Below are 17,751 nucleotides of genomic sequence, written 5' to 3'. Positions count from 1 at the left end.
TAGGCTGTAAGAAATCTTTAGGTAGAAATTCTTAATCTTTGAACCTCACATAATTAAAAGCCAATAATGGAAAGACAAGCCTATCGAATCGACAAAGTCGGCTCTACCTCAAATCTGAAATTAGTCACCGAATCATTAGACGAACCTCAAGCCAATGAGGTGCAGGTAGAAGTACATGCCATCGGGTTGAATTTTGCCGATGTCTTTGCCATCCATGGATTATACAGTGCTACCCCTAAGGGAAGCTTTGTGCCCGGACTAGAATTTGCCGGGGTGATTACAAAAGCAGGAGCTGAGGTCTCTGGCTTCAAAAAAGGTGATCGGGTCATGGGAGTGACCCGGTTCGGCGGCTATGCCAGTCATCTGAATATTGATGATAGACACATTGTACCCTTGGCAGATGATTGGACTTATGAAGAAGGGGCAGCCTATCTCGTGCAAGGCATGACAGCGTACTATGCCTTGGTGTTTTTGGGTGGTTTGCAAAAGAATCAAAATGTACTGATTCATAGTGGGGCTGGAGGAGTTGGTATCATGGCCAATCGAATTGCGAAATGCTATGATGCATTTACAATTGGTACCATAGGCAGTGATAAAAAATTGAAAGTGCTGGAAGCGGAAGGTTTTGACGCCAAAATCGTCCGTAGCAAAAAGTTTGGAAATGATCTGGAAGAAGCACTGAATGGTCGAGAACTCAATCTTATTGTAGAAACTATCGGAGGAGAGATATTTAAGGCTGGCTACAATTTACTCGCCCCTCAAGGTAGAATGGTGGTGGTGGGGGCTTCTCAGTTTGCCTCTCCTGGTTCTAAACCTAATTACTTAAAACTTCTTTGGAAATTCCTCACAAGACCAAAGATAGACCCACAGCAGATGATTCAGGAGAATCGATCGGTGATGGGGTTCAATTTGATTTGGCTATATGAAAAGGTGGATGTCATGGATGATTTATTGAAAGACATGGCAAAGCTTGATTTGGGCAAACCTATGGTTGGGCAGGTCTTTGAGTTTGATCAGCTTCATGAGGCGATTAAGCTGTTTCAAAGTGGGAGGTCAACAGGCAAAGTAGTAGTAAAAACAAACGCATGACTATAGCTATTGATATAGGTAATACCGATGTAGTTGTCGGCTTTTATGCTCAGGAGTGGAAGCATATCTTTCGTGTTCCTAGTAACTTGGAAATGGAAGCTGCAGAATACGAAAAACGTTTAAGAGTTTTTTTGTTGGAAGAGAATGTGCCTGTTCCTACGATAAAACGAGTGATACTAAGCAGTGTGGTGCCAGATCTAACGCCAATCGTTTTAGAGGTATTTAATAATTTTTACGAAGGCAACATACAGATCGTTGACGGTGAGTTGCTGGAGCGACTGAGCCTGGGGAATATTGATCCTTATGAGTTGGGTTCAGACTTGGCTGCCAATGCTGTTGGGGCTTTTGAGAGGTTTAAGGAAGGGGTGATTGTTGTGGATTTTGGTACGGCTTTGACTTTTACTAGTGTAAATCAATCTGGCGAAATTTTAGGTGTGGCAATAGCTCCTGGGGTGCGTACAGCTATGAAATCGTTGTCCTCAAATACGGCACGTTTACCGGAGATTCCATTGGAGATTCCATCTAAAGTCCTTGGCAATAATACCGTTGAGGCTATGCAGTCTGGTATTATGCAAGGGTATGTGGGTATGGTGCGACACATGGTCAATCAGATGAAAATAGAAATGAGAGGAAATCCAAAAGTTATTGCAACAGGCGGATTGTCATTTATTTTCAAACCACTTCATGATTTATTTGCCGAAATGGACGTCAATTTGACCTTAGACGGTCTTCGGGTAATGCTGGATCGCTTAAAGTAATTCCAGTGCCTTCATTCTTGTTGCTTCTCTTTTGACTTTTCCTGAACTAGTTCGTTCAAACTGCTTCACAACAATTACCTTTTTGGGTACATGGAATTTTGAGAAACCTTTAAGGATTAATTTTTCGATTGCATTTATCTTTTCTTGCGGAATGGCTTGATTCTCAGTGAGGAGAATACACTCGTTTCCTAACTGCGCGCTTGGATTCCAACTAATCATGAAGTCAGATGAAAAATATCTTTCAATAGATTTTTCTATTTGCTCTGGGTGAATCTTTATACCTCCAGAGTTGATCACATGATCTCTTCGGCCCAGCCATCTGAATTTGTTTTTGTCCAACATTTCCACAGAGTCATTGGTCTGTATTTTTTTGCCTTCGGTGACTGCACCTGTGATATGTAGGCAACCATCCGTGTCCTGCCCAATCTGAATACCTGGCAAAACTTCATAATATGCATCTGAAAAAATTCCTTTCACTCTCATCAGTGCTATGTGGCTGACAGTTTCAGTCATGCCGTAAGTGACAAAAATATTAGTGTTAATATTAGCGAGTGTTTCGAACCCGGAATGGGTCAAAGGTGCACCACCAACAAGAATATTTTTAATTGTACTTAGCTCATGGATGGTGTTTTCTTCCATCATTTTATAAATCTGAAAGGGTACAAAAGACGCAAAATCTATTCTTTTGTCAATTGATTTTATGGGGTTGGAACTGGGTTTTGTCACCAGACAATCCATGTCGTTAAGCAGGCATCTAGCAGCCATCATAATGGATGCTACAAAGTTTGGATCAAGGCAGATCAATGCTTGGTGTGAAGATTTCAATCTTAAGAATTTGCTTGTAGCCTCTACGCTCGCAATTATTTGTTCTCTGGAGACATGAATTATTTTAGGAGTTCCTGTTGAGCCGGAGGTTTGAAGTTGAAAACTTGTATCCCCATCGATCCAGCCTTTGATGAATTGTACAAGTTTGCTTGCTTCAGGATAAGCATCCCTTAGGTCGTTGAGTGTCTTTAGAGAGTAGTTGGTCTCTTCGAAAACTATTTCCATCAATTGAGAGTATTAGTATTAATTTTGATATCGTCAAATATCAAAAAAAAACCATTACCAATCTTGATAATTTTATATGCGTCAAGAATGTATTATGTTTGAAATTGCAACATAAGCTCAGGGCTTATCCAGTTTGGGAAAATTAGATAATGTTAGATAATCAGGTCAATTTACTCGTAAAGAGGATTATTAATAAAGAAAAGGCGGCCTTCGAAATTGTTTTTAATGAATACTACAAAGCACTATGTAATTATGCTTTTAGGTTCTTGGACGAATACGAAGAGGCGGAAGAGATCGTTCAGGATGTTTTCGTGAAATTTTGGGAGAAATGCGATACGATAGCGGAAGATTCATCATTGAAGTCTTATCTATATCGCTCTGTTCACAACACTTGCCTCAATCATCTCAAGCATTTGAAGGTTAGAGATTCTTACCGTCAGCATATCATTGATCAGATGGAACATGCTGAGGAGGTGAAATATGAGGCTGATGAAGAATTGAATGTGCAGGCGGAAATACACAAAGCAATAGATGAACTGCCTCCACAATGTCAAAAAATATTTAAACTCAGTAGATTTGAGGGATTAAAGTATCAGGAAATCGCTGATCACATGGGGTTGTCCATCAAAACTATTGAAGTTCAGATGGGTAAAGCCTTACGTGTTCTTAGAGAAAACCTGAAAGAATTTAGACGTTAATTACCCCAAAAATAAATGACCAAACGCCTGGCATATGTGTTGAGCTTTGTACTGCCTATGGTGGTTGGTCTGGTATTTTCTTCTAATGACTGCCTGGCTCAAAAAAGAGCTTTGATGGGTAAAAAACTACAAGTTTCCCTAAGAGAGGTTACTATTGATAGTGCCCTCAATTATATCAGTTATAAAACCAATGTGTTTTTTTCCTATAGTTCAGACATTGTTGATGCACGACAGCGATTCACTATTTCCTATGAGGAAGCTAGTCTAGAGAATGTATTGAATCAATTGTTGCTGGGAACTGACGTAGAGTATACTACCATCAATGGCCAAGTCATTTTATTTAAATCAAGTGGATCCACTACTACTCAATACTTCTTTGAGAAAATCAACATTAGAGGGAATGTGAGAGATGCTGTAACGGGTGAGCCCATACCTGGTGTCAATGTCTATGTGGCAGGAACATTGAAAGGAAGTTCAACTGATGTGAATGGCAACTTCTTAATCAAGGGATTTACCCCGGGGAAATATGAAATTGTTTTTTCACATATTGTCTATACTTTGGCTCATACTATGGTTACTGTTGAAGGAGATCAACAGTTTATTCATATTCCTATCAAATTAGACCCAAAGACCACCCAGCTAAAAAACATAGAGATAAGGGCAAATAGTGATGCTCAAAAGAACTGGGATCGTGGGTTTAAGATTTTTAAAGAAGAATTTTTAGGAAATACTCAAAACGCCACTAAATGTACAATTGTCAATCCAGATGTATTAGATATTGATTATAACAGGGCTACTGGTGAATTGAAGGCTACGGCTGAGGAACCATTAGTGATTGAGAATATTGCCTTAGGGTATCGTATCAATTATATCCTCGAACTTTTTGAACATACGCCAACCGTAACGAGACTACTTGGTATTTCTAATTTTGAAGAACTTCCTGTAAATAGTAATGTTGAACGCAAACGAATCATTAGAAATCGACAGAAAAGTTATGGAGGCTCTATGACTCATTTTTTAAGAGCGTTGACTAGTGGTCGTCTGAAGAAAGAAGGGTTTGTTATTGATGAGGTAGATCAACTACCTTCAAGTATCAATAATTCTTATTTTGAATTACCGGCCAAATTGCACGCTGATCGTGAACAATTTGCATTCGACAATACACTAAAATTCACAAAATACTTGTTAGTAATTTATACCAAAGAATATGAAAGTGCAGCCTATGTTTTTGATCAATTGCAAATGAATAATAATAATGCTTCGGTTTTGAATGGTAGCATATCAACTGCTGGTCGAAATGTCGGCCAGATGTCATTTATTAAATTAAATTTACCGGTGGTTACAATCAACTCAAAGGGCTTTTTTAACGAACCATTGGCCGTTACTACGTACGGATATTGGTCTTGGGAGCGTGTAGCCGAATATATGCCTTTTGAATATACGCCGTGATGTATAAATTTGTCGTTGTCTGTTATAGGGGTACTTATTTTTGCACTTGTTATCTAGGCGATATAAACCGTAATTATGGAAGAGCAGTTAGTTAAATATTTTTCCGGAAACCTCTCAAAAGATGAGGCTAGAAAAATAGAAGAGTGGAGAAGTGAGAATGATAAGAATGCTTCTGAATTTCTAGAGTATCATTCTGCATGGAAGATTAGTAGTAATCAAGAGGTAGATAAATCTGCTGCATTGAATGCTGTTATGAGCAGAATTGAGGCTATTGAAGGTGTGAATGAAAGAATTCAGCCTACTGGCTATAAGGTATACCTCAAATATGCAGCGATGGCATTATTGGGTATAGGTCTTATTTTCCTTGGCAAGAATTCTATTTTGGAATCAAATAATCTGGTTGCTGTTGAAGCATCAGAAAATCTTGAGATTATAACGTTACCTGACGGCTCTGTTGTTACATTGAGTCAAAACTCTCTATTGACTTATGATGAAGAATTTGAAGGGAATACAAGAAACGTTAGTTTAAAAGGTAAAGCATTTTTTGATATCAGAAGAGATGAAACTAAGCCTTTTATCGTAAATACAGACCAGTCTAAAATTGAGGTGTTGGGGACATCATTCCTTGTGAATACATTGGGTACGAATGCTAGTACTGAAGTTATAGTTAAGACAGGTAAGGTGGCTGTAAGCAAAAAGAAAAGCAAAGTTGAGCATACCGTTCAACTCGTTGCAGGAGAAGTTGGCCGTCTGGTTGGAGATGCTGTTGGATTTGAAAAATCAACTATTGAAGACTATAATTACCTGGCTTGGAAAACTAAACTTGTTGAATTTGAGGGACAAAGCCTGAAGAGCGTTTTGGGTACTTTGGAAGATGTATATGGAGTCTCAATAGCTGTAACTAATGAGAAAATATATAACTGTAAAGTGTCTGCAAAATTTGACAATCAACCGATCGAATCTGTATTGGAGATTTTGAGTAGAACTTTTAATCTAGAATTCACCAAATCGGGTGCAAATGAATTCTCTCTTTCAGGAGAGGGATGTATAATGGTTCAATAGATAATTCAATCGATAAGCCTAAGAAATTACTATATTGCAATTCCAGTCATTTCGACTGGAATTTTTTTGTGCCTACAATGAAGAAAATTTTTGCATTATTGAGTCTGGTAATAGCCCTTTGCGGTAACGCAAATGCTCAAATCGATAAACCAGCAGATTCTACTATTCAGTTCAGTGACTCTGTTTCTAGTGTTAGTCTAGAGGCTCAGCAACCAACAATTCAAGAAAAGAAGCCGGAAAGCAATAAAGCTAATTTACTAACTTTGGAAGGTGCTGATGAAGAGTCGAGAAGCGTTTGGACTGTACTAAGAGGCGTTTTTGGTATGGCAGTCCTGATTTTTATTGCCTGGGTTTTCAGTACGGACAGAAAGGCAATATCTTGGAAGGTCGTCGGGGCAGGTTTGATTATTCAGCTTGGTCTTGCTCTGTCTATATTGCACATTCCTTTAGTCCGTGGTTTATTTGAAATTGTAGGAAGAATTTTCACTAAGATTTTAGATTTTACTAAAATAGGAAGTGAGTTCTTGTTTAGAGGTTTTATGGATATTGAGTCCTATGGATTTGTTTTTGCCTTACAAATTCTACCTACAGTGATTTTCTTTTCAGCGATAACCAGTGTTTTGTTTTATCTAGGGATCATTCAACGCGTGGTGCATGCCTTGGCTTGGCTAATGACTAAAGCTATGAAGCTGAGTGGGGCCGAGAGTTTGAGTGTAGCTGGAAATATATTTTTAGGTCAGACAGAGGCACCTCTGATGATCAAAGCCTATCTCGATCGTATGAACAAATCTGAAATGCTTTTGGTGATGACTGGAGGTATGGCAACTGTCGCCGGAGGAGTTTTAGCGGCCTACATAGGTTTTCTCGGTGGAGATGATCCTGCACAACGACTCATATTTGCAAAACACTTGTTGGCAGCTTCAATTATGGCAGCCCCTGGTGCTGTGGTTATCGCAAAAGTACTGATTCCACAAACTGAGGATATCAATGAAAAAGTGGAAGTTAGTAATGTGAATGTGGGAAGTAATCTGCTTGATGCGATGTCTAACGGAACCACTGAGGGGCTTAAGCTAGCGTTGAATATTGGTGCGATGCTCTTAGTATTTTTTGCTTTTCTGGCCATGATTAATTTTGGTCTAGGAGAAATAGGTAGTTTATTGGGCTTAAATGAGTTGATAGCAAGTGCTACCAATGGAAATTATTCATCGTTGAGCTTCGAGTTTTTATTTGGTTACACATTTGCGCCTATTATGTGGTTAATTGGCGTGGCATCGGAAGATATTACACTTGTGGGTCGTCTGTTGGGTGAAAAATTAATAGCGAGCGAATTTGTAGGCTATGAGAGTTTGGCTCGATTAAAAAGCGAAGGAGCATTTGCCAGCAGTAGATCTATTATCATGTCAACCTACATGCTTTGTGGGTTTGCCAATTTCGCATCCATAGGGATTCAAATTGGAGGCATAGGGGGACTTGCTCCATCCAAGAGAGTACTTTTATCTGAATTAGGTTTGCGTGCCTTATTGGGTGGTACATTAGCTTCCTTGCTCTCGGCTACCATTGTAGGGATGTTGCTTTGATTGTGAAACAAAAAAGCCCCTTCATTTCTGAAAGGGCTTTGGTATATCATATCTGATACTTCTTATTAGTCATATTTTGGATTCGGAACCGGCTCACCACCCATGATTTCGTCATTGGCAAAATCGCTGAACTTTTTGAAGTTTTCTACAAACTGTCTAGCTAGATCGTTAGCTTTTTTGTAGTAACCTTGGTCATTCTTCCAAGTCTCTCTAGGACTCAATACTTCCGAAGGAACATCAGGACAAGTCAATGGAATTTGAACACCGAAAATAGAATGAGTTCTAAACCCTACATTGTCAAGCGTTCCGTTTAATGCCGCGGTGATCATGGCTCGGGTATATTTCAATTTCATTCTTGAACCTACCCCATAAGGGCCTCCAGTCCACCCAGTATTGATCAACCAAACATTCACATCGTATTTTTCCATCTTTTCTCCCAGCATTTCTGCGTATTTCGTAGGATGGAGTGGAAGGAATGGTGCTCCAAAACAGGCGCTAAATGCCGTTTGAGGCTCTGTAATACCAGCTTCTGTACCAGCTACCTTTGCCGTATATCCAGATATGAAATGATACATGGCCTGTCCTTTTGTCATTTTTGAAACAGGAGGAATCACACCAAAAGCATCACAGGTTAAGAAGAAAATATTCTTCGGAATTCCGCCAATTGACGGTACAACAGCATTGGATATGTGGTTAATCGGGTATGCAGTTCTAGTGTTTTCTGTTACTGAAACATTGGCATAATCTACAGTACTTGTATTTTCGTGAAATCTCGTATTTTCAACGATGGCTCCGAATTTAATGGCATCATAGATTTCAGGTTCTTTCTCTCTTGTAAGATCAATCACCTTCGCATAACAACCTCCTTCGAAGTTGAAAACGTTATCTTCAGTCCATCCATGTTCATCGTCACCAATCAAGCCCCTATTTGGATCAGCAGACAAAGTGGTTTTACCTGTACCTGATAGACCAAAGAAAATGGATGTGTCATGATGTTTTTTCCCAATATTAGCAGAGCAGTGCATGGATAATACACCTCTTTCTTCTGGTAGAATGTAATTCAATACTGAAAAGATTCCTTTTTTCATCTCTCCAGCATAAGCTGTACCACCTATTAGAATTATTCTTTTCGTAAGATTAATCACAGCAAAGTTGCTTTGCCGTGTACCATCGACCTCAGGGTCGGCCTCAAACTCAGGCGCACAAATGATTGTGAAATTCGGGTCGAATTCTTTTAGCTTGTATTGCTCAGGTCTGAGGAACATGTTGTTGCAAAACAAGTTCTGCCAAGCCAATGTGTTGATGACTCTCAAATTGAGTCTGTATGTCTTATCAGCACCTGCATAAGCATCTCTGACATAGAGCTTCTTATCCTCCAGGAAGGAGATCATTTTTTGATGAAGCTTATCAAATTGATCTTCAGAAAAAGGAATGTTTACGTTTCCCCACCAGACGGTATCCTTGGTCTTGGCGTCTTCTACAATAAATCGATCTTTCGGGGAGCGACCTGTAAATTTACCAGTATCGCACATCAGTGCGCCCGTATCAGTGATTCGTCCTTCATTGTTTTTGATGGCCTCCTCAACTAGTTCGGCAGGAGTGAGATTCCAGTGAATGCTTTCGGCTTTATTGATGCCTGAAGTTTCGATACCATTTGTTGTTGGTATCAATCCATATTGCTGCATGTTTAATCAGTTTTGGGTTAAACTATCTAGGCGCGAAATTAACAGATTTATGACAGCCAAAAAATGATTTAGAAAAGATATTTGTACGAAGTATAATCCAAATTCAAAATAGGACAATTAGAGGGAAAAATTGAACGTATCGTAGGGTAGGTAAAAATACCTATTGAATAGGGGAATTCTTTTACTTGATACACTTAGTTCCCCTTGCATAGTACGGTTTATTTTATTTATGTTTGGTTTTTAATTTGGTAGCTCAGGATCAAGGTTGGGTTTTTACAGAAGCGAGAAGGGCATCTTGTTGAAACTTTAAAAAGTTATATTTGACACCAGTGAATTCTTGGAAAAATCTAATTTTACTTGGAATAAGCTGTAATTCAAATTATATTAAAAAATTAAATAAACTTAATTAAACTCGGAACTTTGCTACAATCATTTCTAGCGTTTCTTGGCGGTGAACCCGGAGAAGAAAAGCCAATGCTTCTCCTGCTTGGTAAAGGATTTTTCATGGGTGTTTTTATAGCCAGCTTAACGGTAGGGGCAGAAGCCCTCTTTGTATCTACTGTGGGCGAGCACTACTTGGCCGAAGCATTTTTCCTTTCTGGTGCTATGGGTATATTAAGTGCCGGTTTATATGTGCAGTTTCAGAAGAAAATAAATTTTTCAACACTTCTTATTTCTATATGCTTTCTAGTGTTCCTATTCATTGCAGGCATACGATTTGCATTCTGGTACACGGACTATAGAACAGATCATTTAGGATTTCATTACCTACCATTCATCCTTTTTGTAATGATGGGTCCATTAATTTCAATTACTGTACTTGCCTTTTGGGGAGTGTTTGGTAGAATTTGGGATTTGAAGCAAGCCAAAAGAATTATTGGTGGTATTGATACGGGGCAATTGGTAGCTACAATGATTGCCTTCTTTTCTATTCCTATTTTATCTGCTTTGGGATTGATAAACGAGACCCACGATTTGCTGCTTATGTCGACGATAGCAGCATTTGGGATTTTAGTTTTTGCTATTTGGATAGTTAAAGACTTCAATTTGGATTCAGCAACTAAAGTAAGAAGAAGCGATGTCAAAGTAAGAAAAGTTACTTATCTGGATTTAGTCAAAGATAAATACCTGAGAATGCTCTGTGTGTTTATGATTTTTTCAATGGCTTCTGCAGTATTTGCCAATTTCGTTTATTTATCTGCTACAGAAATAATGTACCCAGATGAAACAGAGCTAAGAACGTTTTTATCATTTACCAATGGTATTGTGATGTTGCTTAGTTTTATTATTCAGAGTTTCATTAATGATATCATTATTGGTAGGTATGGCCTTCGAGTTTCATTGATGGTAATGCCCTTAATTCTCGCACTCTTTACATTAGGGGCAATTTTCTCAGGACATTTGTTTGTATATGACATCAAAACAGATGATTTTCTCTACTTCTTTATCTTTTTGGTGGTGGGTAAAGTTTTTACATCCTCTTTGAAAGATGCGTTAGAAAATCCAGCCTTCAAGCTGTTCTTCCTGCCATTCGATGTAAAAATTCGTTTTGATATCCAATCCAGAGTAGAAGGTGTAGTGAATGAAATTGCAGTACTTGGCGCTGGGGCTTTACAAATTGCATTGGGTACATTGACTTTCTTTAAGTTGATTCACTATGCTTATTTTATTATGGTGTTGGCAGCTCTTATTATTTTCTATGCGGGTAAACTCTATGTAGAATATAAGAAAGAATTGAAAAAGACATTAGAAGATCAGAAGTCTAAGCTGAAAGGTTCAGGTACTCGAAACGATCACAATACAGTCAATGTGATTAAAAGTGAATTGCGAAAAAGAAATCCTGATCGAATCCTAAACGCACTAAAGTTGCTAGAGCGAATGGAACCAATAATGTTGGATTTTTCTCTATTAGATTTTATTCGGTCAGAGCATAAGCATATTAGAATATATGCCTATGATCGCTTGCGTGAGTTGAAGAGCTTTAATACTATAGAAATATTGGCTCGCGAGATTAGGAAAGAAGATGATGAGGAGGTAAAGAAAATTGGAATAGAGACGATCAAAGCTCTAAAAGAAATGGTGGATTACGAGCTTACCGAAGTTGGGATCAAAAAACTTGTTCGTTCTACCGACACTCAAGATAGAATTTATGCGGCTCGTGCATTAGCCAAATTGGAGGATGATAAGTTTGTTCCTTTCTTAGTGGAGCTATTGAGAGATATAAACCCAGCTGTTCGAAAAGCTGCAATGGTGAGTTCCGGAAAACTGAAAAGACCAGAGTTTTGGTCCATATTGATCGAAAATCTTCATTTGCCTGCCTATAGTAACGTTGCTGATTCTGCACTTATTTCCTCAGGGGAAACTATGTTTCATGCGATAGATTCTGCTTTTTACAAAACAGGTCAGGAGTTGGATGCCATGATCCGAATTATGCAAATATTTGGGAAAGTTGGAGGGAAGCAGGCTATAGAAATGCTTTGGAAGAAAATTGACTTCCCTGATAAAAATATTATTTCTGAATTATTACTTTCTCTGAGTTTTATTGGCTTCGAGGCGAAAGATTTTCACGCTGCAAGAATAAAGTTAGCCATTGATAGTACGATTAGTGATTTAACCTGGAATATAAAAGCATTACAGGAAATCCCTCGTGATGATTTTTTTGATAAACTTGTTGTTCAGGCTTTCGAAGAAGAAAACAAAAAGAACTACGAGCATCTATTCATGTTGCTAGCCATGATATATGATGCGCAGAGTATAAAATTGGTGCGTGATAATATAGAAGTGGGTACAACTGATAGTGTGTCTTTTGGTATTGAAATGCTTGGAATATTCGTAGATGAGATCCTGAGACCGAAACTGACAGCGGTTTTAGACGATGACGAGCCAAAGGATAAACTGGTGAAGCTACATGACTTTTACCCGCCAGAGAGTTTTGAAGATTACTCAGATTTGTTGCTTCAAATTGTTAACCGAGATTATAACAATATAAATAAATGGACCAAGTGTCTGGCTATGTATAAGCTGATACATATGAAAGGTCAAAAAGTTTCTGACGATTTGATTGCGAATTTGTTTAATCCGGATGAAACGATGGTTCAGACTGCGGCTGCAGTAATATACAAACTAGATTCAGAGCAATACCAATACCATACTAAGCGCTTGAAAAGTTCAGCTAAAAAGAAACTTGATAAAGCCATCGTCCCACCTGTATTCAAATCAACAGAAGAGAAATTTCATCAAAAACTATTAATTATTGAAAGAGCTGTTCTTTTGAAGCAAATTCCTTCCTTTATGGATATTCCTGGAGTAATTCTGTTAGACTTAGCCAAACGATTTGAAGAAATCATGGTAGAGCCAAATACTACTATCATGGAAGTAGGGGATTCAGGGGATGCTCCCGTCTTTATAGTAATTAAAGGTAAATTGACGGCAACCTATGAAAATGGAGATGTTAAAAAATTAGAGAAAAAGGATATTATAGGCCATAAACTTATACTTGCATCGGATGCCTGTCCTTATTCTCTGGTCTCAGATACAGAATGTTTACTTCTTACTATAGAGAAAGGTGAGTTGTATGATGCTGTATCAAGAAATATAGAAATGGTTGATGGAATTTTGACCATAGTTAATGAGGCTGAGATCGAAGAAGAAGAAGAATTAGAATCAATATTCCATTAAAACCAGCTAACAAAATATTGAGCCAATGAATATCGAACAAGAAATATTGCTTGCCTATCATACTGCGGATGACCAGCCTATTGGAGGAGGATCTAGTAAAGGTTGGGTGACGAACTTTTACAAGTTCCTTACCACGCTTTTGGAGCAAGTGTCTGGAAAGCAACCGAATATAAAGATGGTATCTGAAAATGATAGTCATGTAGATTTGTATTCGTCCAGCGGTGTTTTAGTATCTATTCTATCCAAAGATTTCCTAAACAACCCTACGTTAATAAATGGTGTGAATCTTTTTGCAAGCTCATCTAAGGAAAATAGTACGCTTTCAATGGGAGGATTGTCCAGATTGTTTAAGGTGATCAAGTTCCCAATCGATGTGGATAACTTCCTTCCGGAATATTCTGATATTTTGTCTTACGACTTTTTTCATATTGATCCTTTAACCGGTGAGCCGCAAGAGTTCAAGCGTTTTTTCGGTAATGAAGCGGAAAGAAGTTACTGGATGAAAATGGTAGATATGTCTTATGATATTTACCAAATTCAAACCAAGCTTGAAGAGCTAGGCACGAAGAAGAAAGAAGAAAAAGAAGTAGGCAAAGAGAAGACTATTTATCTGGCAAATTCTGGTGTTGACATGATCATTCAAAGAGATACTGTCAAAAGAGAACTGATTAGGCATGGATACCGTGTCTTACCAGACCAATCCTTACCAAAGGATGTACATGCTTTAGAACCAATTATTAAGCAAGACCTGGACAGGTGTTGTCTTTCCATTCACCTTGTTGGAGAAGATTATGGTTATAAACCAGCGGGCTCTGAATTATCAGTAGTTGATATTCAAAATCAAATTGCATCCAAACATACACACGATATTCATGATTACAATGTCAAGCATGGAGGTGGAGAAAAATTCAGTAGGTTGATATGGCTTTCTCCAGATTTGAAAAATGTAAGTGAACGTCAAAAGATATTTATTGAGGATTTAAAGAGTGATGCAGCTTCTTTAGATGAAGCGGAGGTGCTTCAAATTCCATTGCAAGAATTAAAATCTATTATTAGAGAGGAGTTGGTTACAGGAGGACGATTCAAAGCAAAAGAGATCGAAGTTGATGAGCAGCTTCCTGAGGATGGAAATCTGATTTATTTGATTTGTGACCAGATGGATACAGAAGCAGTGAAGCCTGTGATGGATTGTTTGAAAGACAAAGGTTTCAGTGTAGTTACTTCAATGTTTGAAGGAGATTTAATGGACTTAAGATATTTGCATCAAGAAAATTTAAGACGTTGTGATGCTTCATTGATTTATTTTGGAAAATCTTCTCCAGAATGGATAAGGACAAAAATGCAGGATTTGTTAAAGGCTCCGGGATTCGGAAGAACGAAGCCAATGAAAGCCACTGCAATTTTCACGGAAGATAATAGTAAGGTTGATAATTTGGTCAATAATTCTGGTACCTTGGTATTGGGTGATGGATCTTTTGAACCTAAAAAAATTGAACCCTTTTTAGCTAAACTACAAGACTAATGAGCGAAAAAGAATTAGAAGTCGGACAAGAACAACAAGCTGACATTACTCAGTTTGTTGATCCATTTCCCGGGTTAAGGCCATTTGGGATTGAAGAGAGTCATTTATTCTTTGGCCGTGAAGGTCAGAGTGATGAAGTGCTAATGAAACTTTCTGAGAACAAATTTGTAGGAATTCTTGGTGCATCTGGTAGTGGAAAATCTTCATTGATGTATTGTGGATTGATTCCTACACTTTATGGTGGATTCATGACGCAAGCTGGGTCCAATTGGCGGATTGTGGTCACTCGCCCAGGCGGTGGTCCGATTGACAATTTAGCTGAAGCATTATTAAAAAAGGATCAGGTTTATAATGATCTGGATGATGAAGAACAGCTCATTAGAAAGACTATTACTTCTACTGTACTTCGAAGTAGTTCTTTAGGTTTGATTGAGGCCGTAAAGCAGCTCAAATCTTCTGATCAAGAAAATGTATTGGTTCTGGTCGATCAGTTTGAAGAGCTATTTAGATATAAAAAATTAGAAACGTTGTCCTCAGATTTGGACGAATCTTCAGCTTTCGTGAATCTCTTGTTGGAAGCAGTTCATCAATACGATGCGCCCATTTATGTAGCACTGACCATGCGATCGGATTTTATTGGTGATTGTGCAGCTTTCCCTGACCTGACTCAGATGATTAATGACAGTCACTATTTGATTCCACAAATGACACGGGATCAAAAGAGACTGGCAATTGAAGGGCCTGTGGCCGTTGGAGGTGGAAAAATTGCGCCTCGTTTGACACAGCAGTTACTCAACGATGTAGGGGATAATCCGGATCAGTTGCCGATTTTGCAGCATGCATTGATGCGTACTTGGCAATTCTGGAAGGAATATAAGAAAGAAGGCGAACCCATGGACCTAAAGCATTACAATGCGATAGGTACATTGAGAGAAGCACTTTCGCAACACGCGAATGAAGCATTCGATTCACTGTCCAAACGTGAGCAGCAAATTTGTGAATCGATGTTTAAGGCATTGACAGAACGAGGTACTGAAACTTCTGGGATAAGACGTCCTACTAAACTGGCCACAATTGCAGCAATTTCTGGGGTAAACGAAGAAGAAGTAACTCGAGTAGTTGATAAGTTTCGAGAGCCTGGTAGAACGCTTTTGATGCCACCACATGGTATCAAATTGGATTCAGATACAGTAATTGATATTTCTCACGAATCATTGATGAGGATATGGACAAGACTGAAGTCCTGGTTGGATGAGGAATCGCGTTCAGCTGAGATGTATCTCAAATTGGCAGAGTCTGCAGAAAGGTTCCAATTGGGAAGAGCGGGGCTTTGGAAGATGCCGGATTTGCAGTTGGCGCTCAACTGGCAAGAAGAAAACAAACCGACTTTGGTTTGGGGACAAAGATATGACCCAGCTTTTGAGAGAACCATAGTATTCTTAGAAACCAGTAAGAAAGCTTACGAGACGGAACAAAGAAATAAGGAGCTACTCCAAAAGAGAGCATTACAGCGTTCAAGGATTGTAGCCATGGTACTTGGTTTTGCGATGTTGGTATGTATTTTCTTTGTGGTTTTTGCGAATATTAAAGCGGGAGAAGCAGAGAAGCAAACGATTCAAGCGCAGATTAATCTGGAATTGGCTAAGGAAAATGAAGCAAAAGCTGAAGCTGAAAGCGAAAGAGCAACAAAAGCAGCTGCTGAAGCTCGAATTGCCCAACGAAAAGCGGAAGATGAAAAAGCTGCTGCTGATGCAGCGAGAGCACAAGCCGAGCTAGAAAAACAAAAGGCTGAGGAGCAAAGAATCCTTGCTGTAAAAGCTCAGGCTCGTGCTGTAGAACAGCAAAAATTAGCGGAAGCTAGTGCTGAAGAAGCAAGAAAGGCCACATTGTTGGCAGAGAAAAATGCACAAACAGCTGAGACGCAAAGATTAGCAGCTCTGGCACTTCGTTATCAAGCCATTGCCAACTCGATGGCGATTAAGTCGAAAGGTATCGATGATGATATTGAGCAAAAAGCTCTAATCGCAAGACAAGCCTGGATATTTGATAAGTCACATGGTGTGAAAGACTATAATGCGGATGTTTATTCAGGTGTTTATTATGCATATAAGGAGCTATTGTTTACTGACTCCACAGATATCTTCAATCACTACAAAGGACATATCGCTGGTAATGCCGTTCGTTCTGTAACATTTGCAAACGATGGTCAACACCTATTCTCAGCGGGTAGTGATGGTAAGCTATTGTTTTGGGATATGACCAATGACAAGAAAAGAAGCGAGGTTTTGATAGACAATAATTTTGTCAACAGAGTGGTCGATTTAGATCCAGAAGAACGATGGTTAGCTGTAGGTAGTGATGACGATCAGATATTGCTCTATGACTTAAAGAAAAAAGGAAGTGAGCCTAAATCATTGACGGGACACTCAGGAACTGTGTTTGATTTAGCTTTTTTGAAGGAAGGTAAAGGATTCATTTCCTCTTCAGGGGACAAGGTTATTCGAATGAATAATTTTAAAACCAATACTGAAATATCAAGAGTGGCATCAAGAGTCAAAGCTTTGGCTCTAAGTCCTGATGGAAGATTCTTGGCCGGAGGCAGTGAATCTGGAAGCGTCTATCTATGGGATTTGGAGAATGATAATGAAGAAAAATCTCTTTATATCAAGGACGGAGCTCCTGTGCATGCGATTTCTTTCAATCAGGATGGAAATATTATCGCCATTGGAGACGAAGAAGGGGATGTCATCCTTTGGGATATGAAAGAAGGAAAACAAATCAGAAGGTTAACAGGTCACTCAGCAAAAATCACAGATTTAGAGTTTAGCGACGACAATTCATTGTTGGCATCTACGAGTTTCGACGGTACAGCGAGAGTTTGGGTGATGGAATATCTTAATGATTTGCCACTCATCTTAGATGATCATGGGACAGGAAGAGGAAGTCAGAAGTGGGTGTGGTCGGCCACCTTCTCTCCTGATGGAAAAACGCTTATGACGGGTGCAGGTGATGGTATCATAAGATACTGGCCTACACGTCCGGATGAAATGGCAGAAAAGATTTGTGAAGATCCAAAAGTAGCACATAATCTGAGTGATAATTCATGGAGAGCTTACGTAGGTGCGGGTATTGATTATGAAGAAACCTGCGAAGGCAAACCTAAACGAGAGGATAATCAATGAT

General features: G+C 38.9%; 11 protein-coding genes. 9 read left to right on the top strand and 2 right to left on the bottom strand.

Going from position 1 to position 17,751, the window contains the following annotated elements:
* The first annotated feature begins 66 nt into the window (after positions 1 to 66).
* Together ACOQO5_RS00805 and ACOQO5_RS00800 are read left to right on the top strand one after the other, a co-directional pair.
* Positions 67 to 1,089: a zinc-binding dehydrogenase gene (locus ACOQO5_RS00805; RefSeq protein WP_420579772.1), complete on the top strand. Its 1,023-nt coding sequence runs from the start codon at positions 67 to 69 to the stop codon at positions 1,087 to 1,089.
* Entirely contained in the window at positions 1,086 to 1,847 is a 762-nt protein-coding gene (locus tag ACOQO5_RS00800) for a type III pantothenate kinase (protein WP_420579771.1), read from the top strand. Before ACOQO5_RS00805 ends, ACOQO5_RS00800 begins: the two co-directional genes overlap by 4 nt.
* Here ACOQO5_RS00800 and ACOQO5_RS00795 read toward each other — a convergent pair.
* On the bottom strand, positions 1,839 to 2,897 hold the full coding sequence (locus tag ACOQO5_RS00795) for an AMP-binding protein (RefSeq protein WP_420579770.1): 1,059 nt from the start codon (positions 2,895 to 2,897) through the stop codon (positions 1,839 to 1,841). The two genes, ACOQO5_RS00800 and ACOQO5_RS00795, sit on opposite strands and share 9 nt — an antisense overlap.
* Positions 2,898 to 3,046: 149 nt before the next feature.
* Between ACOQO5_RS00795 and ACOQO5_RS00790 the strand changes: the two genes are divergently transcribed.
* From ACOQO5_RS00790 to ACOQO5_RS00775, 4 genes are all read left to right on the top strand, one after another.
* Positions 3,047 to 3,595 (top strand): RNA polymerase sigma-70 factor, encoded by a 549-nt coding sequence (locus ACOQO5_RS00790; RefSeq protein ID WP_420579769.1) that lies wholly within the window; start codon positions 3,047 to 3,049, stop codon positions 3,593 to 3,595.
* A 15-nt stretch (positions 3,596 to 3,610) separates the two neighbouring features.
* Entirely contained in the window at positions 3,611 to 5,044 is a 1,434-nt protein-coding gene (locus ACOQO5_RS00785) for a carboxypeptidase-like regulatory domain-containing protein (RefSeq protein ID WP_420579768.1), read from the top strand.
* A gap of 75 nt (positions 5,045 to 5,119) precedes the next feature.
* Positions 5,120 to 6,106: a FecR family protein gene (locus ACOQO5_RS00780; RefSeq protein WP_420579767.1), complete on the top strand. Its 987-nt coding sequence runs from the start codon at positions 5,120 to 5,122 to the stop codon at positions 6,104 to 6,106.
* 77 nt (positions 6,107 to 6,183) lie between these two features.
* Complete coding sequence (locus ACOQO5_RS00775) at positions 6,184 to 7,683, top strand: NupC/NupG family nucleoside CNT transporter (protein WP_420579766.1); 1,500 nt, start codon at positions 6,184 to 6,186, stop codon at positions 7,681 to 7,683.
* Positions 7,684 to 7,748: 65 nt separating this feature from the next.
* Here the strand turns inward: ACOQO5_RS00775 and pckA are convergent, their stop codons facing one another.
* The gene (pckA, locus tag ACOQO5_RS00770) at positions 7,749 to 9,368 is read right to left on the bottom strand and encodes a phosphoenolpyruvate carboxykinase (ATP) (RefSeq protein ID WP_420579765.1); all 1,620 of its coding nucleotides are present in this window, start codon (positions 9,366 to 9,368) and stop codon (positions 7,749 to 7,751) included.
* A 420-nt stretch (positions 9,369 to 9,788) separates the two neighbouring features.
* Here pckA and ACOQO5_RS00765 point away from each other — a divergent pair, with 420 nt between their 5' ends.
* Genes ACOQO5_RS00765 through ACOQO5_RS00755 form a run of 3 tightly spaced genes read left to right on the top strand, consistent with a single transcriptional unit; the run spans position 9,789 to position 17,750 of the window.
* Positions 9,789 to 13,046 (top strand): HEAT repeat domain-containing protein, encoded by a 3,258-nt coding sequence (locus ACOQO5_RS00765; RefSeq protein WP_420579764.1) that lies wholly within the window; start codon positions 9,789 to 9,791, stop codon positions 13,044 to 13,046.
* Between the two features lie 25 nt (positions 13,047 to 13,071).
* Positions 13,072 to 14,568, top strand: a complete 1,497-nt coding sequence (locus ACOQO5_RS00760) for a hypothetical protein (RefSeq protein WP_420579763.1) — start codon at positions 13,072 to 13,074, stop codon at positions 14,566 to 14,568.
* Positions 14,568 to 17,750, top strand: a complete 3,183-nt coding sequence (locus ACOQO5_RS00755; protein WP_420579762.1) for a High-affnity carbon uptake protein Hat/HatR — start codon at positions 14,568 to 14,570, stop codon at positions 17,748 to 17,750. The genes ACOQO5_RS00760 and ACOQO5_RS00755 overlap by 1 nt, the downstream gene beginning before the upstream one ends.
* The last annotated feature ends 1 nt before the right edge of the window (position 17,751 follow it).

It is taken from the genome of Reichenbachiella sp., from assembly GCF_965223055.1.
GTDB lineage: Bacteria > Bacteroidota > Bacteroidia > Cytophagales > Cyclobacteriaceae > Reichenbachiella.
The sequence above is the reverse complement of the archived record's forward strand: the minus strand, read 5'-3'. Positions and strand labels throughout refer to the sequence as shown.